We start from the raw sequence: 26,859 nt of genomic DNA, 5'->3' as shown, positions 1-26,859 counted from the left end.
AAAAATGATAATGTTTTGCCAGAAAAGATTAGTTTTTTATTAATTTAGGCTTTTAAAGATAACATTTCTCATGAAAAAGAATCAAACCCAATTCAGCATTTTAGGAGTTTTAGCTTCGATAATCTTATTTTCGTTTAGCTTCAAAACCGATGATTCTGACTACGAAAAAGAAATAAAAACTTGGCATCAGAATCGAATTGAGGGGCTAAAAAAAGAAAACGGTTGGCTAAATCTGGCGGGCTTGTTTTGGCTCGAAGAAGGCAGAAATTCGTTTGGTGGAAACACTGAAAACAAAATTGTTTTTCCGAAAGAAAGAAGTAAGGCTTTCTTGGGTGAAATAATTTTATCAAAAGGAGAAGTTTTTGTGGAAACTAAAGCCGATGCCGAGGTTTTTAATGAGAATGAAACGGTTGAAAAACTCAAACTTTTTCCCGCCGAAAAAAGCATAGTTTTGAAACATAATTCCTTACGTTGGTTTATAATAAAACGTGGCGAACGTTACGCCATCAGGCTTCGAGATTTAGAAAGTCCATTTTTGAAAGAATTTCACGGAATCGAAACTTTCAAAATTGACCCAAAATGGAAGCTAAAAGCCAAATTTGTACCAACAGAAGGCAAGAAAATTGCTATTTTGGACGTAACGGGACAAACTTCACAACAAGATTCACCTGGGATTTTGGCCTTTACGATTGCAGGAAAAGAATATAAATTAGATGCTCTGAAAGAAGGTGATGAGTTTTTTATCATCTTCGGTGATAAAACCAATAAAAAAGAAACCTACGGTGCTGGCCGATTTGTATATGCCGCCAAGCCCGATGCCGATGGATACACGTATATTGACTTCAATAAAGCATACAATCCACCGTGTGCTTTCACACCTTATGCAACTTGTCCGCTGCCACCAAAACAAAATCTCTTAACGATTGAGATAAAAGCAGGTGAGAAAAATTACGGAAATCACTAAGAATTGAGCAAAGAACAAGAAAAATTAGAGAAGCAGTAAACTAAAACTATTATCTTTACGCACTTTAATAAAAATCTTGTACAACATGAAGAAAGTATATCTCAGTGATTCGGGGCCGAAAGTATCGGAAGCTATTTATGGATTTTGGCGTTGGGAAAATTTAGAAAATACTCCAGCCAAAATGGAGCAAATCATTAATTTATGCTTAGAATTGGGCATTAATACCTTTGACCATGCCGATATTTACGGTGATTCGACCATCGAGGAGCATTTTGGAAAGATAATCAGCAATAAGTCATTCAAGCGTGAAGACATCGTACTTTTCAGTAAGTGTGGTATTCGCAAAAATGGTAAAGTAAGTTATTTCGATAATTCTCATAATTATATTGTGAGTAGTGTTGAAAATTCATTGAAAAAACTCAAAACAGATTATTTAGATATTTTCTTACTGAACCAAAGTGATTTTTTAGCTGACCCAGAGCAAACAGCTATGACTTTGGCCGAAATCGTTAATTCGGGAAAAGTTAAGCATATCGGAGTGGCTAATTTCACGGCATTCCAACACCAATTATTGGCTTCTTACCTCACGATTCCAATCGTGACGAACCATATTGAGCTAAATTTGATGAACATTTCGGCAATCGAAGATGGTCGTCTTGATTTTATTAAGCAAAGTTTCAGTAAGCCTTTGGCTTGGGCTCCGCTCGCTGGTGGCGAAATTCTTGATGGAAAAGAAGGCAAATCGGCAGTTTTAAAGATAAAACTCGAAGCAATCGGTAAAAAATACGATGCTAACGTAGAGCAAACGGCTGTTGCATGGTTGATGCAGTTGGGTACTTTACCCATCATTGGCTCACTGTCAGAAGCTCGTATTCGCAATGCTGCCAGTGCATCAGATATTAAATTGAGCCGTGAAGACTGGTACGATATTTACCAAACTTCGGTGGCATCATAATAGAGTTATGAGTGCTGAGTTCTAAATTCTGAGTGAGATACTCGGTCCAGACTCAGAACTCAGAATTCTAAACTCAGAACTCTAACTATGGCAATTGTAGAAAATATTCAGTTCATCGAAAAAGAGATTGAAGGGAAAGGTGTAACGCTGGTGGCGGTGTCGAAGACCAAGCCTGTGGAAATGCTAATGGAAGCCTATAATGCTGGTTTTAAGCGTTTTGGCGAAAATTACGTGCAAGAATTGGTCGATAAATACGAACAAATGCCAAAGGACATTGAATGGCATTTTATTGGCCATTTACAGTCGAATAAAGTGAAATATATTGCTTCTTTTGTGAGTTTGATTCACTCGGTAGATAGTTTGAAACTTTTGCAGGAAATCAATAAACAAGCTGCCAAAAATAATCGAGTTATTGATTGTTTATTGCAAATTTATATAGCCGAAGAAGACACTAAAAGCGGCATGACTGAAGAAGAATGTTTGGAGATTTTGAAAGCTGAGACGCTGGAAAAACTTCCAAACGTAAGAATCGTAGGTCTGATGGGAATGACAACCCTCACCGAAGATGAAACTCAAATCAGAAAAGAATTTAAAAAGCTGAAAAATTTTTACCAATCATTAACAATCAATCATTCACAATTAACCATTCTTTCAATGGGCATGAGTGGTGATTACGCTATTGCAATCGAAGAAGGCAGCACCATGATTCGAGTTGGAAGCAAGATTTTTGGTGGTAGAATTTATCAGAAATAGAAAAATACTTGTGCCATATTTATTAAATGTGGCACAACTTTATACATACTCCCCATTGGTTGACTTCTTGAAATCTGCCTACTGAAAGTCGCTCATCAAAATTACATATCAATTTTTCAATGAAGGAATTGAAAAACAAGTAAATCTTTCTATCTGCTTGAAACTTGAAGCTGGGTTTCTCCAGTTCAAGTAACGTTTTTCTTGAAGAGGTATTGAGTTCTTTATTTGACCATTCAATTCGTAGTTTTTTCCTCAACAATTTTAATTTTATCTGGAATGAGCAAAATTGCCAGTCTTTCTTTCATTTAAAGTCTATCAATGGTATGAAAAAGTGGACTGAAACTTAAACGCTGTTTATTAATATACTTCGGATCAATACTTGTCACTTAGTGGAGAAAACTGTATAGTGAAATTCAAGATATAAAGGTATAATAGTTATTATTTCAGGTCTCAAATCTACACTAAAGCAATGCTACCATTAAAATTCACGAGGCCTTTATGCCATAGATCATAGCATAACTTACTGAAACCCACCAAAATATTCTTTATCATTTTCAACAATATCAAAAAAAAACATCTCCTAATGTGGGGTAAAATAAGAAAAAAATGTCTTAGAATTGTACAATAAAATTTCCGAATAATGCTACACTTTAAGCACAAGGAAGATACCACTGAGAAAGATATAATAAGTATCATTAAATTTTCGGAAGAAACTAAGGTGATTTCTGAAGAATATTTTATTGAAAAAACTTTCGTCGAATCCCCACAAAAAGGCTTTGAATTACTCTTCAGAAAATATTATACTAATTTATGTAATCACGCTATTCGATTTGTATATTCAAAAGAAATGGCCGAAGATATTGTGGCAGAGGTCTTTACTAATTTTTGGCAAAATAAGGTATATGAAAATATTGCCACTTCTTATCGCTCGTACCTCTATACTTCGGTTAGATATAGGGCTTACAATACTATAAAAAATGAAATTAACCGAACGACCAATTTAGAAAATAACGAATTTGATTTTCAGTATTCTGATAGTTCGGTGGTACTTCAGCCTGATGAAATTTTACATTTTCACGAACTGACAAAAAAACTGGAAACTTCAATTCAGAATTTGCCGCAGCAGTCCAGAAAAGCGTTTCAATTAAACCGACTCGAAGGGAAAAAATATACCGAAGTAGCACTTGAAATGCAAATTACGGTTAGTGCTGTAGAACGTTTGATAAGTAGGGCATTGGCAAAAATCCGTCAAGAACTCAAATCAGAATGGATTCTGAGTGCTGTACTTTGGATATTTTTAAACTAAACCCACAAGAATTTAAAAATTAGGCTTTTAACATGGAATCATCACTTACAAAAAAAATAATATTTGACTACTTCGACGGAAAGCACTCTTCAATGCAATACAAAATGATTGAAGAGTGGCTTAAAGTCAAAGAAAATCAAGAACTTTTCTATCAATACCTTGACGAATGGGAATCGCAAAATCCGCAATATTTTCATAGCCTTGAGCAGGGATTTGAGAAAATCAAACAGAATCTTGCAAATGCGGCCATAGAAAAACAAGCTTTTGAAACTATTGAAGATAAAAGCCAGCGAGATGTGTTCTTAAAATGGTTTGGTATGGCAGCCGCTATGTTAATTTTTGCATGGGTAGGGTGGTCAGAGTTTTCAAAGCCCACAAAAGTTTCTTATGAAAACCTCGTACAAAATACAAAAAAACAAACAGGAGAAATTTACGAAAAAGAAAATACCACAGCCTTTCCAATGCTACTAACTCTACCCGATGAAAGTTCGGTGATTTTACAACCACAAAGTAGAATTAGCTATTCACCACAACAATATAATAAAAACAAAAGAGATGTGATTTTGTCGGGAGAAGCGTTTTTTGAAGTACAAAAAAACTCTAAAAACCCTTTTTTTGTTTATGCTAATGGTTTGATTACTAAGGTATTAGGGACAAGTTTTAGTGTGAAAACAAATCTTGCTGAAACCGAGGTGATTGTCAAAACTGGACGAGTATCAATTATCATGCAAAATGATATTCGCAAAAATGAAAAAATCAACGGTAAAACTTTAGAAGGGCTTGTGTTAGAGGCTAATCAACAAGTGAAAATTAACCAAAATGATGAAAAAATAGAAAAACCAGCGATTGTTAAACAAGACCAGTTATTCCAAATTATTCAAAAACTTTCTTTCGATTTCGACGATACACCTGCAACCGAAATTCTTGAGGTAATCAAAAAAGCCTACAACATTGAGATAAGTTATAACAAAGAAAAGTTGGCAAACTGCAAACTTACAGCACATTTATCAGACGAACCACTTATCGAGAAAATCAAACTGATATGTATTGCCTTAGACGCAACTTATGAAGAATCTGACAATAAATTTATCATCAAAAGTAGTGGCTGTAAGTAAAAACATTATTCAAATCACCTAATCACTATAAGCGTAAACAAACAGTAATATCTATTTTTCCCTTAAATAAAACTATGAAAAAAAATCTACTGATTTGTAAGAAAACGAGTAGTTTCTTGCGAGTTACATTTTCACAGTTGATTCTTCTATTGTTTTTTGTTGGAGTTTCCTTCGCTCATGATGGTTATTCGCAAGAAATCTTGAATAAAAGAATTAGCCTTAAAGCGGAAGTTCAGCCCATAAAAAAGGTTTTGAATGAAATCGAAAAATCGGCAGATATTAGATTCATTTATAGCTCAAATCTAATAAAAGCAGAGAAAACGGTAAGTATAAAAATGGATAACTCTACTTTGGGCGATGTGTTGAAAAATCTACTTTCACCGCTTCAATTAGATTATAAGGTAATGGGCAAACAAATTATCCTTAAAAGAATCGAACCAAAAGTAGGACTTATTGAAAATGAAAACCTGCAAACTGCTCCCATAATTTTAGATAAACCTATCAAAGGCAGTGTAAAAGATGATAAAGGAGAAATGATAGTTGGGGCAAGTATAGCGGTAAAAGGTACAAATAAGGGCACAACATCTGACATCAATGGGGAATTTAGTATGAGTGTCCCAAACGAAAGTGAATTATTGATTGTCAGTTTTGTGGGCTACGAGTCGCAAGAAGTGGCAATCGGCAATCGCACCATCTTTGACATTACACTAAAAGCTGATTTAAAACAGCTCGAAGAGGTGGTTGTGGTTGGCTACGGAGAGCAGAAAAAGAGAGACTTAACAGGTGCTTTGTCTTCAATTCAATCGAAAGATATTGTAAGAGCAAACCCAACATTGGCAGCAAGAGCTATTCAAGGGCAAGTAGCTGGAGCAACCGTAACAAAATCTGATAACCGCCCTGGGAGTGGTTATAATATCACAATTAGGGGCGAAAATACGATTAATAACTCGACCGCTCCTTTAGTTGTAATTGATGGTCTGATGGGTGGAGATATTAATAACCTCAATCCAAATGATATTCAAACAATGGATGTGCTAAAAGATGCTTCATCAACGGCTATTTACGGAGCAAGAGGGGCAAACGGGGTCATTATTATTACCACAAAAAAAGGTATTTCAGGAAAGCCTCGTGTAAGTTATGATGCTTATGTAGGGATGAAAACCCCCGCTCATCTACCAAGAATGATGACCGCTCAGGAATTTTACAAATCTACCTACACTGATAGAATTTTAGAAGGTTCAACAGGGGCTACTTTTACAGCTTCCGAATTAGCAGTTATTAATGGTGGCAAAAGTACTGACTGGGTTGATTTAGTGACACATAATGGCCTACAAATGAGCCATAATATTAGTGTTTCGGGTGGAACAGAAAAAACAACCTATCGCTTTTCGGGTGGATATTTAAACGAAGATGGAAACGTAATCAGCACCAATTTCAAGCGTTATAATTTAAATGCGGGGCTTGATAGTAAACTGGGCGAACATTTCAAGGTTGGGTTTACTTCTTATGTTACTTACTCTAACCAAAATTTAGGTTCGCAAGAATCATTGAGAGGTGCATACCGTGCCAGACCAACTGGTGTGCCATATTACGCTGATATAGCAAACCCAAGTGAAAATCAAGAAGTAAATGTAGATGGATTGGCTTTCTGGATGGGAATTAATGATAAGCAAGTACCAAATCCGTTGAATGATGTTGACCCTACGCAGTCGAAACTGCAAACCACAACGGCTAATATCATGGGTAATACTTATGTCGAATATACGCCAATCAAGGGTTTGAGTATTCGTTCTTCGCTTTCGGCGACTTACGGAAATTCAAGAATTGGAGATTTCAGAGGCTCTTGGACAAAATCGCAAATTGGGGCAAAACCAAGAGCTCAATACGACAACCGAATCATTGGAAGTTATACGCTTGATAATATTATCAACTATAATTTAGATTTGGGTAAGCACCGAATTACTTTAACTGGTTTACAGAGTGCATTTTATCAAAGAAATGAATCATATACGATAGCAGCAAGAGACCTTCCTTTTAACTCTGATTGGTATGCTTTAAATACGGGTTCGATCACAGGCTTTTCGAGTTCATTGGTTGAGCGTTCAATTGCTTCCTATATGGGGCGGGTTAATTATTCATTCAATGATAAATATTTATTAACCCTCACAGGTCGTTCGGATGGTGCATCGCAACTGGCGGCTGGAAACAAATGGGCATTTTTCCCATCAGTTGCTTTTGCTTGGCGATTACTTGACGAAAAATTTCTGCAAAATGTCAAAGTTTTATCTAATTTAAAATTAAGAGTAAGCTACGGCGAAGTAGGAAATTCGACCGTAAATCCATACAGTACGCAAGCTGGCTTGCTAAATACTGGTTATGACTTTGATGGAACTGCTGCCTATGGATTTGCTCCCTCTAATTTAGCCAACAAAGACTTGAGATGGGAACGCAGTAAAGAGTTGAACTTTGGTTTAGATTTTGGTTTTTTGGGAAACAGAATCGCTGGAACTGTTGAAGTGTATGACCGAAAAACGGTTGATTTAATTCTCAATCAAAAAATTCCAACTGCTTCGGGTTTTTCGCAGGTAATTTCAAATGTGGGTAAAATTCAGAACAAAGGTGTCGAAATATTATTAAACACCGTCAATGTGGCAAGACCAAATTTTTCATGGAATACCTCGCTTACATTCACGAAAAACAATAATAAACTACTCGAATTATATGGTAATGGACAGTTGGCCGATAAAGGAAACAAACTTTTTGTGGGTTATCCAATCAGAGCGAATTTTGATTATGAATTTGATGGAATTTGGCAAACGGCTGATAAAGATTTAGCTACAAAATATAAGCAAGTGCCTGGTTCGGTAAGAGTGGTTGACCAAAATAATGATGGGCAAATTTCCTCAACCGAAGGAATCGACGATAGAAAGGTGCTGGGAACACAGCTACCTAATTTCTTAATGGGGCTTACGAATCGTTTCAAATATAAAAACATTGATTTATCGTTTTTTGCATACTATCGCAACGGCACGCAATATTCAAATAATACATTGGCTGGAACATTTGGCGAACTTACTGGAACAAGATATAACCGACTTGCCGAATTAGATTACTGGAGGAGCGATAATCCTTCAAACACTTATTTTGGTGTAGTAGCGGCAAATCCATATCGTAGTGCTATCAATTATCAAGATGCAAGTTTCTTGAGAATTTCTGACATCACTTTGGGTTATACGCTCCCAAAAGGAAAAATGGATGCTTGGAAATTATCGAATGCCAGAATTTACACGCAAGTGCTGAATCCTTTCATATTTACAAAATACGTAGGATTTGACCCAGAATTCAATTCAGCAATTTACCAAGACGACGTACCGTCAATGACCGTAAGTGTTGGTCTTAATGTAAGTTTCTAATACCCTAAAATTGACAAAAAAATGAAATCAATACTATTCAAACGATATAATTTTTGGCTGGTTACAAGTTTATTTCTTGTTCTAACTGGCTGTAAAGATAAGTTTTTGGACGAAATTCCAAAATCGACCCTAACAACTGACGTATATTATCAAACGGAAGCAGGTTTTGAAGATTTGGTTCGCTCTTGTTATCCTTTATTAAGAAATATTCATCAAAACAGAATTTTGGTACTTAACGGAACCGATGTGTTTTCAGCTCAAGGTGGTTGGAATCCTTCGGCGGTCAACGGCAAAGAGAATCTTCCAAGTTTGTATGATGTATATGATGCCCGATTTAATGCAACTTTGCCCGAAATACAAAGTTTGTGGCAATTGTTGTACGCCGAAATTGCTCGAACAAATACCGTAGTTTCTCGTGCAGGTGATATAACAACAATGGCAGCGGCATTGAAAGATACAAGGGTTTCAGAAGCGAAATTTTTGAGAGCATTATGCTTATTTTACGCTGTTCAACAATGGGGCGATATTCCGATGCCATTGGCAGAAGTAACCACACCCAAAAAAGATTTTCCTCGTGTGCCTGCGGCCGATGTTTACAAACAAATCATTGCCGATTTGCTTGATTGTGAGGCAAAATTACCTGCTGTTGCCTCAAATTATGGTCGTATTACCAAAGGTGCTGCTCAGTTTTTGTTATCTCGTGTGTATTTGACAAGGGGCTGGAATTACAACAATTCGCTTGGTGGAACAAACGCTGATTTTGATTTGGCTCTAATTTATGCCGACAAAATAATTGATACTTATCCATTGGCCGCAAATTACAGTGATTTATTTCCTAAGCGTTCAAATAATCCTTTGACGCAATATACAGGAGCTCAGAACGATAAAAATGCCGAAATCATTTTTGCTGTACAGTATAATTCTGATGTTTTAACTAATAAAACTGACCCTGCTTTCACACAAGATGTAGCAGGAGGAAATGATTTACACTCAAAATTTGGCCCAAGTGGTGAAGGTTTTGTGGGAAGCAAAGGCAGAACGAGTGATTATAATCGTTGTCTCGGTACTCATCAAATCAATACGGCGACTTATCGCTTTTTCGACCCCGATAATGATACTCGCTATGCTCATAATTTTGTAAATGTAGGCTATGCACTTGCAGCGGTGAAAGATTATAAACCGCTACCATTAAGCAATGCTAATTTGAAAGTAAATTTTGCAGTTGGTGATACTGTTTTGGTTTGCCGCCCTTGGAATAAACCAGCTACAACATTGGCCGAAAGAGGAATTGATTTAGGAGGAAAGAAAAACTATGCTGTCGTGAATACTGACGAATATGGCGGTGGTTATCCGATTGATAATTCTGGATTTAATATTCAAGCTCCTTTGATGTGGAAGTTTTGGCAGCCAGGTATTCCTTATGGCGATGCTTTCGGAACTTTCAATGAGTGTGTTTTTCGTTCGGCCGAAGCCTACCTAATTGCAGCAGAAGCCATTGTGAAAGGTGCTAAAGGTGGAAAACTGGGCGGTGCTGAAGTTTACTACAACCGAATTCTTGATCGTGCTTTAGGTACAAAAAAAGGAACAGACCCAAAACGTGCAGCAGCTCCCGAAAACCAAAAATCTCTCGAAACAACTTCATACCGAGCCACCGCATCGAATATTTCAGTTGATATGATTTTGGATGAAAGAACACGAGAGTTTATGGGTGAATATAGCCGTTGGTTCGATTTGAAAAGAACAGGAAAATTGGTTGAGCGAGTGAAAAAATATAACCCTTGGGTAAAAGGACAAGCAATTGCCGACAAACATTATTTACGACCAATTCCACAAAGTGAAATTGATTTATCATTCCCTGCAATGAAGCAAAATGAAGGTTATTAATTAGAGTAGATTAGTTAATAAACATAAGGTTGAAAGAGAAGAAGAAGTTTTTTCTTCTCTTTTTTTTACTAAAACCATTATTTCAACCCTAACTATGAAAAAAAAAATATTTTCAATCCTAACCACTATCTTACTTCTTTGCTGTTTTTCATTTGCTCAAGCCCAATGGAAAGAACTCTTTAATGGTACAGATTTTAAAGGCTGGACAAAAAAGAATGGCAATGCCGAATACAAAGTTGTCAACAAAACTATTGTTGGTCTTTCTCAACTCAATACACCCAATTCATTTTTATGTACAGATGAAACATACGGTGATTTTGTGTTGGAATTGGAGGTGAAAGTTGATATTGGCTTAAACTCGGGTATTCAAATCAGAAGCATCAGCGACCCAAACATTCAAGCAGGTAAAGTGCATGGTTATCAGGTGGAAATTGACCCTGGCGACCGAGCTTGGAGTGGTGGAATATTCGACGAAGGACGCAACGGCTGGTTATACCCTTTATCGGTAAATCAGAAAGGTAGAAAGGCATTCCGAAACGGCCAATGGAATAAATATCATATCGAAGCCATCGGAAATAGCATCAAAACTTGGATAAACGGCGTGCCGTGTGCGAACCTTTTAGATACACAAACCGCTCGTGGCTTCATTGCATTACAAGTACACCAAATCAAACGAGAAGAACAAGTAGGCTTTTCTGTTCAATGGAAAAATATAAGAATCGCTACTGAAAATCTGCAAGATGTTGTCTGGAAAGGTGGCGAAGAAGCCCCCGAAGTAAGCTATTTGGTCAATAAATTATCTGAAAACGAAATCAGAAAAGGCTGGCGTTTGCTTTGGGATGGTAAAACGACCGAAGGCTGGCGTTTAGCAAATTATGATAAATTTCCAACAGTGGGCTGGGCAATTCAAGATGGGGTTTTGAAGGTTTTAGGTACAAAAAAAGACACTTTGGTGAAAAGTGGCGACATCATCACTGACAAAGAGTTTTCAAATTTTGAACTCGAAATGGATTTCAAACTTACAACTGGAGCAAATAGTGGGATAAAATATTTTGTTGTAGAAGACCGTAAGAAAAAAGCAGGCACAGGATTAGGCCCAGAGTTTCAGATTTTAGATGATAAAGTACACCCTGATGCCAAAGCGGGTGTGAATGGTAACCGAACCACTGGTTCACTCTATGATTTAATCACGGCCGAAAATTTATCTGAAGGCAATTTGGATAAACGTATGAATCAGCCTGGGAAATGGAATAAATTACGCATTGTCTCAAAAGATGGACATATCGAACATTGGCTAAATAACCTTAAAATGGTTGAATATGACCGCCATTCGCAAATTTTTCGTAATTTAATTGCCAAAAGCAAATACAGTACCTACCCAAACTTTGCTCAAGCCATCTCGGGACACATTCTTTTACAAGACCACGGCGATGAGGTGCATTTCAGAAGTATAAAAATCAGAGAGTTTTAAAAGCCATTCAACCCTAACCAATTACAACCACCATGAATAGAAGAAATTTTGTGACAATGGGAGTAAGCTCTCTTTGTGCAATTCCAATGCTTGGATTTAACGTTTTTGAAAAAAGAAATAGTGCCGAAAAACCAGCTTGGGTAATCGAATGGATAAAAATACATGACCAGCAGTTACCCAATTTTAAGAAACTTAAAGTTACTGACCCAAAGCATAGGTATGTAGGCGGCTATACTGACGATGTTGAAATTCCGAACCCACATACGACCAGCGGTTTTATTGCAAAGGCTTGCATGCTCATCTCTTGTCCAGAGTCTTCGTTTTATCAATCAACTGAGGTTTTGAAAGAAGTCGAAGCCGCTGCAAAAGCGATGCTCAAATTTCAGCACGCTGACGGAACGATTGATTTATTAGCAACCAATTTTCACTCAACGCCCGATACTGCTTTCGTACTGGAAAATATTGTTCCTGCCTACAAATTTTTGAAACAATCAAACACAAAAGGTTCAGAAAGCACGCTTGAATTACTGCAAAAATTCTTGAAAAATGCAGGAGAAGGCCTCATTGTTGGTGGAATTCATACACCCAATCACCGCTGGGTTGTGTCGGCTGCATTAACAAAATTAAATGAGCTTTTTCCTGACAAACGCTACCTCAATCGTATTGACCAGTGGCTCGCCGAGCACATTGACCTCGACCCAGACGGACAATACACCGAAAAAAGTACCAATAGCTATTCGCCTATTGTTAATCGCTCGTTGATAATCATGGCAAAAGGCTTAAATAAACCAGAATTACTGGAGCCAGTATTAAAGAACCTCGAAATGACTCTGTTTTATGTTCACCCGAACGGCGAGGTTGTAACGGAAGCATCGAACCGACAAGACAAAGGCACGATTGGCAATATGTCGAAATATTATTATTGCTATCGTTTCATGGCATTGCAGAAAAATAATGGAGAAATGGCTGCAATGGCTCGTCAAATTGAGAAAACCAGCTCCAAAGAGCAATTGGCGGGCTACCTCGATTATTTCTTAGAAGACCCAACACTTTGGAAAGATTTACCCGCCGATAAACCCTTGCCGACCAGTTATGCAAAGGCATTTCCGTATTCGGGAGTAGTGCGTATCCGACGTACTAATTGGGACAGTACCCTTTTATCAAATAATACGAGTTGGCTTACTTTTCATAAAGGAAATGCAGTTTTGCAAGCTATGCGAGTAGCAAGTTCTTTTTTTGGAAAGGGACAATTTCAGTCAGAAAAAATTGAGCAGCAAGGCAATACTTGGGTTTTGACAAAATCGCTCGAAGGACCTTATTATCAACCACTTGAAAAAGATAAAATCTCTCCAGATGGTGATTTAGACAAAATGCCAAGAACTCTAAGAAAACAAAGTGAAATACAGAAGCTCGAAACAACTGTAAAAATCAAAGAAGCCAATAACGGACTTGAGGTCGAAATCGACATGAACGGAACAGAAGGGGTTCCTGTTTCGCTTGAATTGATTTTTAGGGCAGGAGGGGAGTTTTCGGGTGTTTCAAAACTTCCAGCAAAAGAAAATGCGTATCTTTTTTCGGGTGAAAAAGGCACTTATACTGTCAATGGCGATACGATTAGTTTTAGTTCAGGAAAAATCGAACATAAAAACGTACAATTAAGAGGAGCCCTACCCGCAATGGATGCTCCAACGGTTTATCTGACAGGCTTTACACCATTCAAACACACAATAAAACTCTCTTGATTTTTTGAACAAAATGAACAAAATATATCCATTATTCCTACTGTGTTTTTGCGTAATCATCAGCAGTTTTGCACAAAAAAACAAGCAAATTTGGCTGGATGATTTAGGGATAAAATCATTTTCAGAAGGCATACCTGCGGTTTTACCCAAAACCAATGCAGGCGGAGACTCGATTCGGATGAACGGAAAATATTTCAAACACGGTGTTGGCGTAAGTTCAACGAGTGTTTTATCATTTTTCTTAGATGGTCACGCCGCTGAATTTTCGGCCATTATAGGAGTTGACGACAAAGGCGTAAAAGATTTACCACTCAAATTTTATGTAATTGGCGATAGAAAGATATTATTTGAAAGCGGAGAAATGAAACTCGGCGACGAACCAAAACCCGTAAAAGTTAATTTGGAGGGCATTAAACGGTTGGGGCTTTTGGTAATAATCGAAGAAAAAGGGTTTAATCGGTCATATTCTAATTGGGCAAATGCACAGTTTGTAATGAAAGATGATTTTATTCCTCAAAATATGCCAAATTCTGATGAAAAATACATTTTAACACCTAAACCCGATAAAAAACCTAAGATTAATTCACCAAAACTTTTCGGAGCAAGACCCAACAACCCTTTTCTTTATACAATTGCCGCCACTGGTCAAAGACCGATGAGTTTTTCAGCAAAAAATCTACCTAAAGGCCTATCAGTTGACACCAAAACTGGAATTATTACTGGAAATGTCGTTCAAAAAGGTACTTACTTAGCAACGCTGAAAGCAAAAAATGAACTTGGAGAAACCACCAAAACCTTAAAAATTATCATAGGCGATACCATTGCCCTCACGCCACCAATCGGCTGGAATGGCTGGAATTCTTGGGCAAGAAATATAGACCAAGAAAAAGTAATTGCCTCGGCCGATGCAATGGTAAAAATGGGGCTGAACCAACATGGATGGACATATATTAATATTGACGATGCTTGGCAAGGACAACGTGGCGGACAATTTAATGCCATTCAGCCTAACGAAAAGTTTCCAAAATTTACGGAAATGATTGATTATGTGCATGGTTTGGGCTTAAAAGTAGGAGTCTATTCTACGCCCATGATTACGAGCTATGCAGGCTATATTGGCGGTTCGTCAGATTTTGCAAATGGGAAAATCACTGATTTTATCAAAAATAATAAACGAGCGTTTCGCTATGTAGGCAAATATACATTTGAAGAAAATGATGCTAAACAAATGGCAGCTTGGGGCATTGATTATCTGAAATATGATTGGCGGATTGAAGTCCCTTCGGCCGAGCGAATGTCGATAGCCTTGAAAAATTCTGGACGAGACATTGTGTATAGTATTTCTAATTCTGCTCCTTTTACAAATGCCAAAGATTGGGCAAAACTAACCAATACCTTTCGCACAGGCCCTGACATTCGAGATTCTTGGTTGAGCCTTTATGTATCGGCTTTTACGCTTGACAAATGGAGTCCGTTTGGTGGGCATGGGCATTGGCTTGACCCCGATATGATGATTTTGGGAAATGTTACCACAGGTACAAGTCTGCACCCAACTCGACTTACACCCGACGAACAGTATAGCCACGTAAGTTTATTTAGCTTATTATCAGCACCTTTACTCATTGGTTGTCCGATTGAACAATTAGATGACTTTACCCTCAATTTATTGACAAACGATGAAATAATCGAAATTAATCAAGACCCACTCGGAAAGTCAGCAAGGCTTTTATCGGAAGAAGAGGGTGTTCAGATTTGGGCAAAACCATTAGAGGATGGTTCGTATGCCGTTGGATTATTTAATGTAGCTGACTTTGGAAAAACTCCTGAAACTTACTTTCGCTGGGGTGATGAAAAATCGAAAACTTTTACCTTCGATTTTAATAAAATTAACTTGAAAGGAAAATATCAACTGAGAGATGTTTGGCAACAAAAAGACCTCGGTTCTTTTAACAATTCATTTAAAACAGACATTCGTCATCATGGTGTGTTGATGCTGCGGATGTACCCAAAACAATAATTTTAAAATTTTTGATAGTCATGGCAAAAAAGAGACCATTTAGGGTAGCGTACATTTCTGTTTTAATACTTTCGGCTTTCATCGTAGGATTTAAAATAATTTCTTTTGAAGAACCCAAAATTTCGCTTGAAAACTATAAAATTGAAGAAGGTTTTGAATTGAGTGTAATCGCATCCGAACCATTTTTCAAAGCTCCAGTAAGTATGGATTTCGATAATCAAGGGCGAATGTGGGTAGTAGAAATGATTGGCTATATGCCAAATCTTGAAGGTATCGGTGAAGACGAAGCAAATGGTAGAATTTCTATTTTGGAAGACCTTGACAAAGATGGTGTGATTGACCGCTCAAAAACTTTTTTGGATAAACTTGTTTTGCCTCGTGGCCTTGCTCATGTATATGGAGGGCTTTTATACGTTGATGGCCCTAAACTTTGGTTTGTAGAAATAAAAAATGATAAACCTGGGAAGAAAACCCTCGTTGACCCAATATACGCTGAGGGGGGGAATGTTGAACACTCTTCAAACGGTTTGATGATGAATATTGATAATTGGATATATAACTCCAATTATAATTTTAGGTATCAACTAAAAAATGGTAAGTGGTTAAAAGAGCCAACTTCTTATCGTGGTCAATGGGGAATTACAAAAGATAATTTTGGGCGATTATACTATAATAATAATAGCACACAATTGCAGGGTGACTATGTGTTGCCAAATCGAGCCATTAGAAATAAGTACTTTAAGCCAATGATTGCTGAGGGACAAAAACTAACAAATAATAAGGTGTTTCCTATTCATCAAACATCGGTTAACCGTGGCTATCAAAAGGGGATTTTAGACGAAAAGGGTTATTTGGTAAATGTTACGGCTGCATGTGGGCCATTGGTCTATCGAGGTGCTTCTTTTCCTGAAAAATATAACCAAAATGCGTTTGTGTGTGTCCCAGAAGCAAACCTCATCAAACGAAATATTTTAAGCTTTGAAAATACTCAAACATTTGCTAATCAGGCAATTGCAGAGAAAGAATTTATAGCATCAACCGATGAAGGTTTTCGCCCGGTTAATCTATTCAACGGCCCTGATGGAGCCATCTATATCGTTGATATGCACCGAGGAATTATTCAGCACAAGGCTTATATTTCTCAATATTTGACCGAACAACTCGCAGGCAAAAAATTGGATACTTTACAAAATGAAGGACGTATTTTGAAAGTTGTACATAAATCAAGTAAGCTTCATGCGATTCCTGATTTATCAAAGGCTACTTCCAAGGAATTATTAGCGTTTTTGAGCCATCCGAATGGCTGGCTGCGTGATAGAAGTCAACATCTTTTGATGATTAAGCATGATAAAACAATTATTAAAGATTTGATTGCCCTAACCAAAAGTAGTAATGAGTTTTCAAGGGCTATTCACGCACTTTATGTCTTAGATGGTTTAAATGCTCTTACTTTAGCTGTGCTAACAGATATTATCAACCAATCAAAACAACCCGAACTCATTGCTCATGCTTTAGGGCTTTTAGAGCGTTTTGCCACGCCCCAGAATTTAACAAAAATGAAGGCCATCAGTACTCAATTATTGGCTCAAAATAATGAAAAAATAGACCTTTATTTGGCTTTTTCGGTAAATAGCTGGCTCAAGATAAGTGAAGAAATATTTTTACCGATACTTTCTCAAATCGAGAAAAGATACACTGAAAAGAAGGTTTTTCAAGAGGCCATTACCAGCAGTCTTGAAGGCAAAGAAGAACTTTATCTCAAAACCCAAAGTCCAAATGCTATTCTAAAAACAAACCTAACATTGGCACTAAGCAATCATCAAAAGCAAGAATTAAACCCGATTTTTGTCAAGGAAAAAAATGTTGTTGATAACCGAACCAAAGGACTACAATTGTTCCGAACGGTCTGTTCGGCTTGCCACGGTGCAGATGGCAAAGGAATTCAAGATTTAGCACCGCCACTCAAAGGGTCTGAATACATTGATGGCTCAATGAAAAGGTTGGCCTCAATTATTTTACATGGATTAAGCGGGCCAATTACTGTGAACGGGAAGTTATATCAATTAAATAATGAAATGCCTGGTTTGGCTACCAATAAGGATATAAGCGACCAAGATATTGCTGATATTATCAGATTTACCCAAAATGCGTTTGCCAAAGAAGGTAAAAATATCACGGTAGAAGAAGTAAAAAAACTCAGAGATAGAAAACCCGCAGGTGGTGGACTTTTCAATGAAAAACAATTGCTCGAAACTGACTTTGAGAAGTGATTTAACGAATAAACACTCTTAAATATAATATAATCATGACAAAAAAGGCTAAATTTTACTTGATAATTTTTGTTTATTTTGGCTTTTTAGGGGCATTAAAAGCGAAAGGTTCTTTTTTAAAAGATAGTATATATTACCATACATACACCTATCAAACTTTATCTCCCTATCAGAAACACCTTTTTGAGGAGTTTTTGGCTGACGAAATTCCTGCGGGTGTAAAAGTTGAATCCGTATTGACTGATAATACAAGTTTACGAAGCAAAACTCGTTTAGCCGAAGCACTTTTGTTTAGAAATGCCGCTGGCGATAAAGAAAATGCGGTGATTATCTTAGAATGGATTCTGAAAAACCAGCACCAAGATGAAAATACCAAGATTTATGGCATTTGGAAAACGAACATTGCCAATGATAAATTTGACCAAAATTGGCGAGAATTTATTGGCTGTGATTTGATTATCATTCGTAATAAATTCAAACATTTATTGCCCAAAAAAATTATAGCAGACATCGAAACGGGTATTATTCATGCCGCAAAAGGAGCTTTTAAAAGAAACGTTGCCCCTGATTATACTAATATTTCGATAATGAGTGCTTTTTTGATGGAATACGTCGGAACAGAATTTGGATTAGATGAAGTAAAAAATGCAGGTTTGAAAAAAGCCAAAGATATTTACAAACTTTATCAAACCAATAAAACATTCAGCGAATACAATTCTCCAACTTATTACGGTGTAACCATCATCGGTCTTGCCTTATGGAGAGAATTGGCTTTTTCAAAAGAAATTCAAGAAATGGGTAAAGCCCTCGAAAAAGAATTTTGGCATGAAACTGCTACTTTTTATAATCCTTATCTAAAAAACATGCCTGGGCCATATTTTCGGGCTTATGGCATGGATATGACGAAGTATTTTGCCATCACAGGTACTTGGATTGCCCTTGCTCTCGATGATGCAAGTCTTGCTCCTTTACCGCCTCAAAAAGGCCCAAAGTATGGCGAAATGAGTAATCTTGCTCCAATTTTTAATTTAGGTTTATCCATTCCTCAATCAGATTTGATTAAACTGAAAGCGTTTACTAAACCTCAATTCATTACTCGCAGCGTTCCGAATAATTATAAAGGTGATAGCATTAAAAAAGTGACCGCCATGATAAACAAAGATTGGATGATGGGTGGTTTATGGGGGAATTTACGAGTTTGGGAGCAAATAAAAACAGGAACTATTCATTGGAAAACCGCAGATGGAGAAATTGCATGGTTGATGATTTTGGGCGATGGTAAAACCAACGTAAAAGTAAACCAAACCCAAATGGATATCTATTCTTCTGATTCAAGACCAACAAGTTTTGAAATTTATGTTTATGCCAAAAGTGTTGATATTAAGACATTTGAGGAAAATGTTTGGGTTTTGCCACAGATGAATATGGCGATTAAAACTCAGTTAAAAAGAGTCAAAATTGAGAAAATTACTTCGGAAGAATTTCATAATGATTATGCAGTTTCAGACCAAATACCTTGCATGTATAAGGTGGTGTACGAAATTCCAAATAGTTGGGATATTCAGAAAACGCTCATCGAAATTACTCCTAAAAAATATTGACCGTAAACTATCATAAAACAAAATGAACAAAAAATATATCCTGTTTGTAATACTTGCTTTGTTTTTAGGTACAAAAGCTTTTACACAAAAACCAAATATTGTCTATATACTTGCCGATGATTTAGGCATCGGAGATGTATCAAGTTATAATCCTGCTGGAAAGATTCAAACACCTAATATTGACCAGTTAGCTAAAACAGGCGTGCGTTTTACTGATGCTCACACAACATCATCGGTTTGTACACCTACAAGATATAGTATAATGACAGGGCGTTATAATTGGCGAACGCCTCTTAAAAAAGGAGTTTTACATGGGTATGATACCCCTTTAATTGAGGCAAAGAGAGAAACAATTGCTTCATTTCTACAAAAACAAGGATACACCACAGGCATAGTTGGCAAATGGCATTTAGGCTGGAATTGGGGAAATATTGAAGCTGGCGAAAAGAAAGTAGATTTTACCTCAAAAGTGCAGAACGGCCCTAATGCAAAGGGATTTGGTTATTCATTTTGTATTCCTGCCTCTCTTGACATGCCACCTTATGCATATGTTGAGAATGGATTCTGCACTACGATTCCAAAAGATACATGTATTGGTCGTACAGGTATTCAACTTTTTAGAGCGGGTATTTCTGCCCCCGATTTTTTACCAGAAGAAGTACTGGGAAAATTTACAGAAAAAGCCATCACATTTATCGAAAATAGCTCGAAAAAATCCCAACCGTTTTTTCTTTATTTGCCCTTGGCCGCTCCTCATACACCTGTTCTGCCAATTGGCAAATTTGTTGGCAAAAGTAATGTCTCGCCCTATGGAGACTTTGTACTGATGGTCGATGATGTGCTCAAACAAGTGGTCGAAACCCTCAAAAAAAACGGTGTTTACGAAAACACACTTATAGTATTTGCTTCGGATAATGGTTTTGCCAATTCTGCCGATTTGAAAGCTCAACTCGCTAAAGGTCATAACCCTTCGATGACATATCGTGGCCTCAAAACCGATATTTTTGAAGGTGGTCATAGAGTTCCGTTTATTGTCTCTTGGGGAGGTAGATTCAATCAAGGTAAGGTTAGCCCACAGCTGGTAAGTACAACAGATTTTTTCAGAACAATTGCTGAACTCACTGCTACTCAATTAGATGATAATGTTGCCGAAGATAGTTATAGTTTTTTAAGCGAAATTACAGGCAAAAATACAACTTATGCCAAACGAGAGGCGGTGGTTCATCATTCGTCAAACGGTTTTTTTGCGATAAGAAGAGATAATTGGAAGTTAATAATGTGCTCACATTCAGGCGGAAATGGCCAACCAAAAGAAACAAGCGAGGAAGCAAAAACATTACCAGCCGTACAATTATATAATTTATTAACTGATAGTGCAGAAACCCAAAATGTGTATGATAAACACCCAGAAATTGTAAAAGAACTCACGATTTTACTCACAAAATATATAAAAGACGGCAGAAGTACAAAAGGAGAAATTCAAACCAATGATGGGCCAAAGCATTGGCCACAATTAACCTGGTTGACCGAATGACGACTAACTATATTCGGAATTTTCTTGTCGAGTAGGAGTGGGCGGAGGGTATTAGCACGGGCAGTCATTTGCTTGAGAGCCGAAGCATCCCAAAGTTGTGGCTCGTTGGGAAGAGCGGTACTAATTTTTGCTTGAATATTAGAGTAAGATGCCACCGATTTCATAAAAAATCGATAGATAATCTTATCGGCATCTAAACCAACTCGATAGCAAATTTGCCCCATAACAGAATGACTGATGAATGACATCATTAGCATCAAAAACCTTGTAGGTCAATACACATATATGATTTTTTATGTTTTTTAGGAAACTATTCTGTAAGTATATGTTGGGTAAAAGTGTTTTTAAATACATTTTATCCTTGATTTCGGGACACAAAACATACCTCTTACCTACCCTAAATACAAATCCTTATCATTCGTTATCATACATATATATAAACTTATTTAGCGGATATAATTGCTTTTCTGCAAAATGAACGAGCTTAAAGAAGTGTTTTTTTTAAATAATGCCAAGAAAGAGTGGAGGCTTACTATCAGTAATAGTATTTTTATGCAGAAAAGTTAAACATTCTTTATTTAATTTACACTCACAAATTTTTTAATATACTTTTGCGAACTAAGAAAGGAATTATGCCAAATTATCTTTTTTCAAAGACAGCTTATATCAAAGGAGTGCAATGCCCGAAACAATTGTATCTCTACAAATATCACTATAAACTCCAAGACCCACTAAGCCCCGAAACTTTGGCAAAGTTTAAAGGGGGACATGATTTTGAGGATGCCTATCGGGCTGCTAATTTTCCGTTTGCGGTTGATATTGAGAAAATTGCTAAAAATAGAAATGACTATGCAAGCCTGACTCAAAAGGCACTACAAAAACAAGTGGCTGATATTTTTGAGGCAACTTTTGTGCATCAAGAAGTTTTAGTAATGAACGATGTGTTGACTCGAAGCAGTGGAAAATGGGAGATTCAAGAAATTAAGAATAGTATCGAACTAAAATCAGCACATATTCAAGATATAGCTTTGCAATACTTTGTTACAAAAGGCTTTTTGGGGCAAGAACTTGATGCAAAATTAATTTTGAATGATGGTGAAAATGGCTATAAAATAATTGATGTTACCCCCGATGTAAAAGCATTACAAGGTAATATTAAGGCTAATATTGAGCGATTTAAAAATATTTTGGAACAAAACTCTGTTCCAAAAATTGCAATTGGCGAACATTGTGATGATCCTTATAAATGCAGTTTTTGGGGATATTGTCATAAAACCACCTAAAACCAAAAAGCGGTACCAAGATTGCTCCAGATACCGCTTTTTACATTTTTATTCAACTAAACGATTTTTAATTTTTGTCCTTTCTTTACTGAATTAGAGCGTAAACCGTTTATTTTCTTTATTTTTTCTACCGAAATGCCTCCATATCTTTGTGAAATGCTCCAAAGTGTATCTCCTCTCTGTACGACGTGGTATTTAGGTTTTGTTTTTTCAATCGTTTTCTTAGACTTTCTTTCTTCCTTGATGGTGCGTTCAACTTCAACAACCTCTTCAACATCATCTAAAATAACTAATTTTTGCCCAACCATGATTTTTGATGATTTCAAGTGATTCCACACTTTCAAATCATACATATCAACATCGTATTTTTCTGCAATTCGATTCAAAACATCACCTCTTTTAACTGTGTATGTTTTCTTTTTTACCTTACGAATTTTCTTGATTTCATCCTCAACCTTTTCTGGTTTTTCAGTTTCTTCAACTATATTCTCATCATTCAATGCTCTTGCAGAACCACCTCCAATAATAACAACACCATTTTCGATAACATCTTTATTAGAGGCTAACATAACTGGCACACCGTTTTGACGTTGAGCCGAGTCTAAAATCATCTGACGATTTGCTTCAAAATAAGCATAACTTTCGGTTGGAATTTTCAACTCAAAACCTCTTGAATGTGCAGGTAATACGCCTTTCAGAATTGAAGGATTATGTTTTTGAATATCATCAATGCTAATACCACTTACGTTTGAGAAAGTTTCAAGGTCTAAGTACCCATCAATAACTACTTTTTCTACCGTTACAGGCTCCATGATTTCTTCAGGAAAGATACCGTATTCGCCAGCGTGGTGCATCATATACATTATGGCTGTAAATTGAGGTACATACGCACGGGTATCTTTGTGTAAATAAGGGTGCAACTGCCAATAGTTAGTGATATTTCCTGCACGACGAATCGCACGGCGTAAGTTTCCTGGACCAGTATTATAAGAAGCTAATACCAACTCCCAATCACCAAAAATATTGTATAACTGGCGGAAGTACTTACAAGCAGCTTCGGTCGATTTTTCGATGTCCATGCGTTCATCCACATATTCATCCACACGAAGACCAAAATCTTTACCCGTAGGTTTCATAAACTGCCAAAGACCAACGGCTTTAGCGTGCGAAATTGCTTTCGGATTCAAGCCAGACTCAAGCATCGAAAGATACTTTAACTCGTCAGGCATATTATATTTTGCTAAATATTTCTCAAAAATCGGGAAGTAAAAATTCTTTTTTTCGAGCATTTTTTTAGTAAAGCTCGGTTTTTTATAGATGAAATAATCTACAAAACTATGCACGATTGAGTTATATTGTAAGGGAATCGAACGTTGGAGATTTTGAAATCCTTCTCTTACTCGATTGACGTCAGCCGTTGGAATAAAGGCTTCGACAGTAGGGAGTTCTTCAACGAGCGAGTCTTCGGCCGAGACAGTGATTGCCTCTTCAGGAATAACAGACTGTGCATTTGTCATGAATGATGCACAACCCAAAAAACTCGATAGGACAAGAATTTTTTTAGATATTTTCATTATTATAATGTATTAGCGAAGGTACTTTACGCCTGATTTATGGTGTTAGGAAAGCAAACCATTGTCAAAAATAATTCATAACTACTTTTTTGTCAAGTAAATTAGGTTTTATTTTTGTATTTTCAAATATTTCTGAAAGTATAGTTTATCTGAAAATATTTTACTGCTCCAATGATTTTGCAAATGCGAGCATTTCTGCTTCATCAAAATTCTTGCCAAGAATTTGAATGCCTATGGGTAAACCTTCTGAATTTTCACCATTGGGAATCGAAATACACGGATTTCCTATCACATTTGCTTGAACTGTAAAGATGTCCATCAAAAACATTTGTAATTGATCGTCTGATTTCTCTCCAATCTTGATGGCTGGTGTCGGTGTTGTTGGTGAAATCAAAAAATCATATTTTGATAAGATATCATCAGTCGATTCTTTTATTAAACGACGAACCCTCTGTGCTTTCGTATAATAAGCATCATAATAATCTGCACTAAGCACGAAAGTACCCAGAATAATACGACGACGTACTTCAGATCCGAACCCTTCAGCACGAGATTTTTTGTAGAGTTGCTCTAAGTTTTTCACACCCGAGGCACGATGTCCGTAGCGAACCCCATCAAATCTCGAAAGGTTTGAACTTGCTTCGGCAGTTGTCAGGATATAGTAAGTTGGTAATAAATATTTCATTAAAGGGTAGTCAACCGCCTCAACGATATGACCTTGAGCTTTTAACTGCTCAATTTTTTCGGCTGTATTCCTTCTGACATCTTCATCTAAACCTTCACTTTCGAGGGCTTCACGCATGTAGGCAAGGCGATACTGCTTTTTCGGAGTAAGATTTTCTGTGTAAGCTGGAACTGTCAAATGAGAAACTGTGCTATCGTGTTCGTCAGCACCCGCAATGATTTCGAGTAGGAGGGCGGCATCTTCAACCGTTTTAGTGATTGGTCCGATACAATCAAAAGATGAGGCGTAAGCAATCAGTCCCCAACGAGAAACTCTTGAATACGTTGGTTTTAAGCCAACTACTCCACAAAAAGCCGCAGGCTGACGTACCGAGCCACCAGTATCAGAACCCAGCGAAGCCAAACACATATCGGCTTGTACAGCTACCGCCGATGCTCCTGACGAGCCACCTGGTACACGAGTTGGGTCGGCAAAGTTAAGGGTTGGACCAAAAGCAGAATTTTCGTTTGATGAACCCATCGCAAACTCATCGCAGTTTTGGCGACCAATAATGATGGCATCTTCGGCCAAGATTCGCTCAACGGCAGTAGCCGTAAATTGCGACTGAAAGCCATTTAAGATTTTACTCGATGCTTGCAAACCATGATTTTCGTAAGCCAGTACATCTTTTAAGCCAATGACCATACCCGCCAATCGTCCAGCTGTTCCATCTTTGATTTTCTGGTCAACTGTTTCTGCTTGTTTTAGAGCTTCGTCGGCATATACTTCCAGAAAAACATTGAGGTTTGTATGCGTTTCGATTTGTTCTAAATAGTGTTTTACCAACGAAACACAGTTGGTTTCACCGCTGGAAATGGCTTGTTGTACAGCTTTAAATGAATTATATTTGGTCATTTCTGAATCATAATAATGTAAAAACAAAAAAACAACAGCACTCAATTTAAAACCGAGTGGCTGTTGTTAAGGTGTTGCCAAATTATCGTTGCATGAGCGAAGCCGAAGGCAAAGGTAATTTAGCAAAAAAATCCTTATTTTTCTTCTGAAGTTGCTTTTTCGATATTTTCTTTCACTTCACGTGAAGCATCTTTAAATTCACGGATACCTTTTCCTAATCCACGAGCAAGCTCAGGAAGTTTCTTTGCACCGAAAAAGAAAAGAATAACAACCAAAATCAAAATCATTTCTGTACTACCGAGACCGAACATAATATTATTTATTTAAAGTGTTTTTTAGTCTATAAACCACTGACGACTGTCCGCAGTATTTTTTTATTCTATTACAAATGTAAAAGTAAATTAGAAATTAAAAAATTAATTTCGTCTTAAACTTTTCAAATGTTTAATCAGATGTTTTACATTAAAATAGTGTGTTTTAGTATTAAAAGCTTTATTATCAGCTAAATTTTCGTTTATGTCGATTGAAAAGTTTGGGTTGTCTATTTCTTATTTTGCCATTGGTCAAACTTTACAAGTTCATTGTCAATGCTCTTGAAGATAAATACCAATAATGCTACGTCATCGCTCAAACCAATAAATGGCAAAAAGTCAGGTATAATATCAATCGGTGAGATAAAATAGACAAAAGCAGCAATGATTTTTACTAAATTTCCGAGTTCGATTTGACGATAATCACCTACGGCATAAGCCTTAATGAGTGTTCCCATGATGGTAATTTTTTCTCTTATAACATCAAAAATCCCTCCTACGCCCATTTCTTTGGTTTTCGTAAGGGCAGCTTGCAATAATTGTAATAGACTTTTTGCATTTTTTGCGATTCGAGGAGCTTTCCCCAAAGCACTTTTATAAATGGCAGATTCGATTATTTTTGATAGCAAACTTTGTGTTGAACTCGCTTTGGTACTCATTTTATTAGGTTAATGTGCTTTATAAAAGAAATTTTCAAGTAATTGGTTTCTTGAGGTTTTTGTGCAAAAATAGCTTACATCGGTGCATTGACTTTATGAAACTTAACATAGAAACGTAAAAACTTATAAAAATTATCCACGAAATATAAAAAATGCAAAAAAAACATTCAAATACATTGTTTTGTATTAGTTTTGTCCAATAAATTTGTTGTCAATTTATAATAAAACCATTTTGCTGATTTTTATACTAAAACTGCTTCCTGGTCTGTTATAAATTTATCTAAATATTTCTTCAACTTTCATGTCTAATCTATAACCCCAAGACATGAATTAATTTATAAAAAGTTCCTCTCCTGGGGTAGGGGGCTTAAAAAACTATGAAAGTAACAGTAGTAGGTGCAGGTGCGGTTGGTGCAACCACTGCCGAC

The 26,859-nt window shown here is 36.8% G+C and carries 19 protein-coding genes; 14 read left to right on the top strand and 5 right to left on the bottom strand.

Annotated elements, in window-relative coordinates; translation table 11 throughout:
- The first annotated feature begins 70 nt into the window (after positions 1-70).
- The 13 genes from A6M55_RS12460 to A6M55_RS12400 all read left to right on the top strand — a co-directional run bounded on the left by A6M55_RS12460 (position 71) and on the right by A6M55_RS12400 (position 21,025).
- A complete protein-coding gene (locus A6M55_RS12460) occupies positions 71-964 on the top strand; it encodes a DUF1684 domain-containing protein (protein ID WP_064197921.1) in 894 nt (297 codons plus the stop codon).
- Positions 965-1,049: 85 nt separating this feature from the next.
- Entirely contained in the window at positions 1,050-1,919 is an 870-nt protein-coding gene (locus A6M55_RS12455) for an aldo/keto reductase family oxidoreductase (RefSeq protein ID WP_064197920.1), read from the top strand.
- 87 nt (positions 1,920-2,006) lie between these two features.
- Positions 2,007-2,672, top strand: a complete 666-nt coding sequence (locus A6M55_RS12450) for a YggS family pyridoxal phosphate-dependent enzyme (protein WP_064197919.1) — start codon at positions 2,007-2,009, stop codon at positions 2,670-2,672.
- Positions 2,673-3,312: 640 nt separating this feature from the next.
- Positions 3,313-3,978 (top strand): RNA polymerase sigma-70 factor, encoded by a 666-nt coding sequence (locus A6M55_RS12445; RefSeq protein WP_064197918.1) that lies wholly within the window; start codon positions 3,313-3,315, stop codon positions 3,976-3,978.
- 32 nt (positions 3,979-4,010) lie between these two features.
- Positions 4,011-5,093, top strand: a complete 1,083-nt coding sequence (locus tag A6M55_RS12440) for a FecR family protein (RefSeq protein WP_064197917.1) — start codon at positions 4,011-4,013, stop codon at positions 5,091-5,093.
- Between the two features lie 74 nt (positions 5,094-5,167).
- Entirely contained in the window at positions 5,168-8,506 is a 3,339-nt protein-coding gene (locus tag A6M55_RS12435) for a TonB-dependent receptor (RefSeq protein WP_064197916.1), read from the top strand.
- Positions 8,507-8,527: 21 nt separating this feature from the next.
- Complete coding sequence (locus tag A6M55_RS12430) at positions 8,528-10,390, top strand: RagB/SusD family nutrient uptake outer membrane protein (protein WP_064197915.1); 1,863 nt, start codon at positions 8,528-8,530, stop codon at positions 10,388-10,390.
- 94 nt (positions 10,391-10,484) lie between these two features.
- Positions 10,485-11,861: a DUF1080 domain-containing protein gene (locus tag A6M55_RS12425; RefSeq protein ID WP_064197914.1), complete on the top strand. Its 1,377-nt coding sequence runs from the start codon at positions 10,485-10,487 to the stop codon at positions 11,859-11,861.
- 32 nt (positions 11,862-11,893) lie between these two features.
- Positions 11,894-13,603, top strand: coding sequence for a hypothetical protein (locus tag A6M55_RS12420; RefSeq protein ID WP_064197913.1), 1,710 nt, complete (start codon positions 11,894-11,896; stop codon positions 13,601-13,603).
- Positions 13,604-13,616: 13 nt separating this feature from the next.
- Entirely contained in the window at positions 13,617-15,620 is a 2,004-nt protein-coding gene (locus A6M55_RS12415; RefSeq protein WP_064197912.1) for an NPCBM/NEW2 domain-containing protein, read from the top strand.
- Positions 15,621-15,640: 20 nt separating this feature from the next.
- On the top strand, positions 15,641-17,890 hold the full coding sequence (locus A6M55_RS12410; RefSeq protein WP_064197911.1) for a c-type cytochrome: 2,250 nt from the start codon (positions 15,641-15,643) through the stop codon (positions 17,888-17,890).
- A 35-nt stretch (positions 17,891-17,925) separates the two neighbouring features.
- Positions 17,926-19,491 carry a hypothetical protein gene (locus A6M55_RS12405; protein ID WP_064197910.1) on the top strand — a complete coding sequence of 522 codons (1,566 nt, stop codon included), beginning with the start codon at positions 17,926-17,928 and terminating at the stop codon, positions 19,489-19,491.
- 22 nt (positions 19,492-19,513) lie between these two features.
- The gene (locus A6M55_RS12400) at positions 19,514-21,025 is read left to right on the top strand and encodes an arylsulfatase (RefSeq protein ID WP_064197909.1); all 1,512 of its coding nucleotides are present in this window, start codon (positions 19,514-19,516) and stop codon (positions 21,023-21,025) included.
- Here the strand turns inward: A6M55_RS12400 and A6M55_RS12395 are convergent.
- Positions 20,971-21,276 carry a hypothetical protein gene (locus A6M55_RS12395; RefSeq protein ID WP_156511052.1) on the bottom strand — a complete coding sequence of 102 codons (306 nt, stop codon included), beginning with the start codon at positions 21,274-21,276 and terminating at the stop codon, positions 20,971-20,973. The genes A6M55_RS12400 and A6M55_RS12395 overlap by 55 nt on opposite strands.
- A 381-nt stretch (positions 21,277-21,657) precedes the next feature.
- Between A6M55_RS12395 and A6M55_RS12390 the strand changes: the two genes are divergently transcribed.
- Positions 21,658-22,308, top strand: coding sequence for a hypothetical protein (locus A6M55_RS12390; RefSeq protein WP_064197907.1), 651 nt, complete (start codon positions 21,658-21,660; stop codon positions 22,306-22,308).
- A gap of 56 nt (positions 22,309-22,364) precedes the next feature.
- Here A6M55_RS12390 and A6M55_RS12385 read toward each other — a convergent pair whose 3' ends face one another.
- From A6M55_RS12385 to A6M55_RS12370, 4 genes are all read right to left on the bottom strand, one after another.
- Positions 22,365-23,882 carry a lytic transglycosylase domain-containing protein gene (locus A6M55_RS12385; RefSeq protein ID WP_064197906.1) on the bottom strand — a complete coding sequence of 506 codons (1,518 nt, stop codon included), beginning with the start codon at positions 23,880-23,882 and terminating at the stop codon, positions 22,365-22,367.
- Positions 23,883-24,042: 160 nt separating this feature from the next.
- Positions 24,043-25,461, bottom strand: a complete 1,419-nt coding sequence (gene gatA / locus A6M55_RS12380) for an Asp-tRNA(Asn)/Glu-tRNA(Gln) amidotransferase subunit GatA (RefSeq protein ID WP_064197944.1) — start codon at positions 25,459-25,461, stop codon at positions 24,043-24,045.
- Between the two features lie 134 nt (positions 25,462-25,595).
- The gene (locus A6M55_RS12375) at positions 25,596-25,772 is read right to left on the bottom strand and encodes a twin-arginine translocase TatA/TatE family subunit (RefSeq protein ID WP_064197905.1); all 177 of its coding nucleotides are present in this window, start codon (positions 25,770-25,772) and stop codon (positions 25,596-25,598) included.
- A 230-nt stretch (positions 25,773-26,002) separates the two neighbouring features.
- Positions 26,003-26,431 (bottom strand): YkvA family protein, encoded by a 429-nt coding sequence (locus A6M55_RS12370; RefSeq protein ID WP_082893011.1) that lies wholly within the window; start codon positions 26,429-26,431, stop codon positions 26,003-26,005.
- Positions 26,432-26,859: the final 428 nt, after the last annotated feature.

It is taken from the genome of Emticicia sp. MM, from assembly GCF_001649495.1.
Note: the sequence above shows the minus strand (reverse complement) of the source record. Positions and strands in the feature narration are given on the sequence as shown.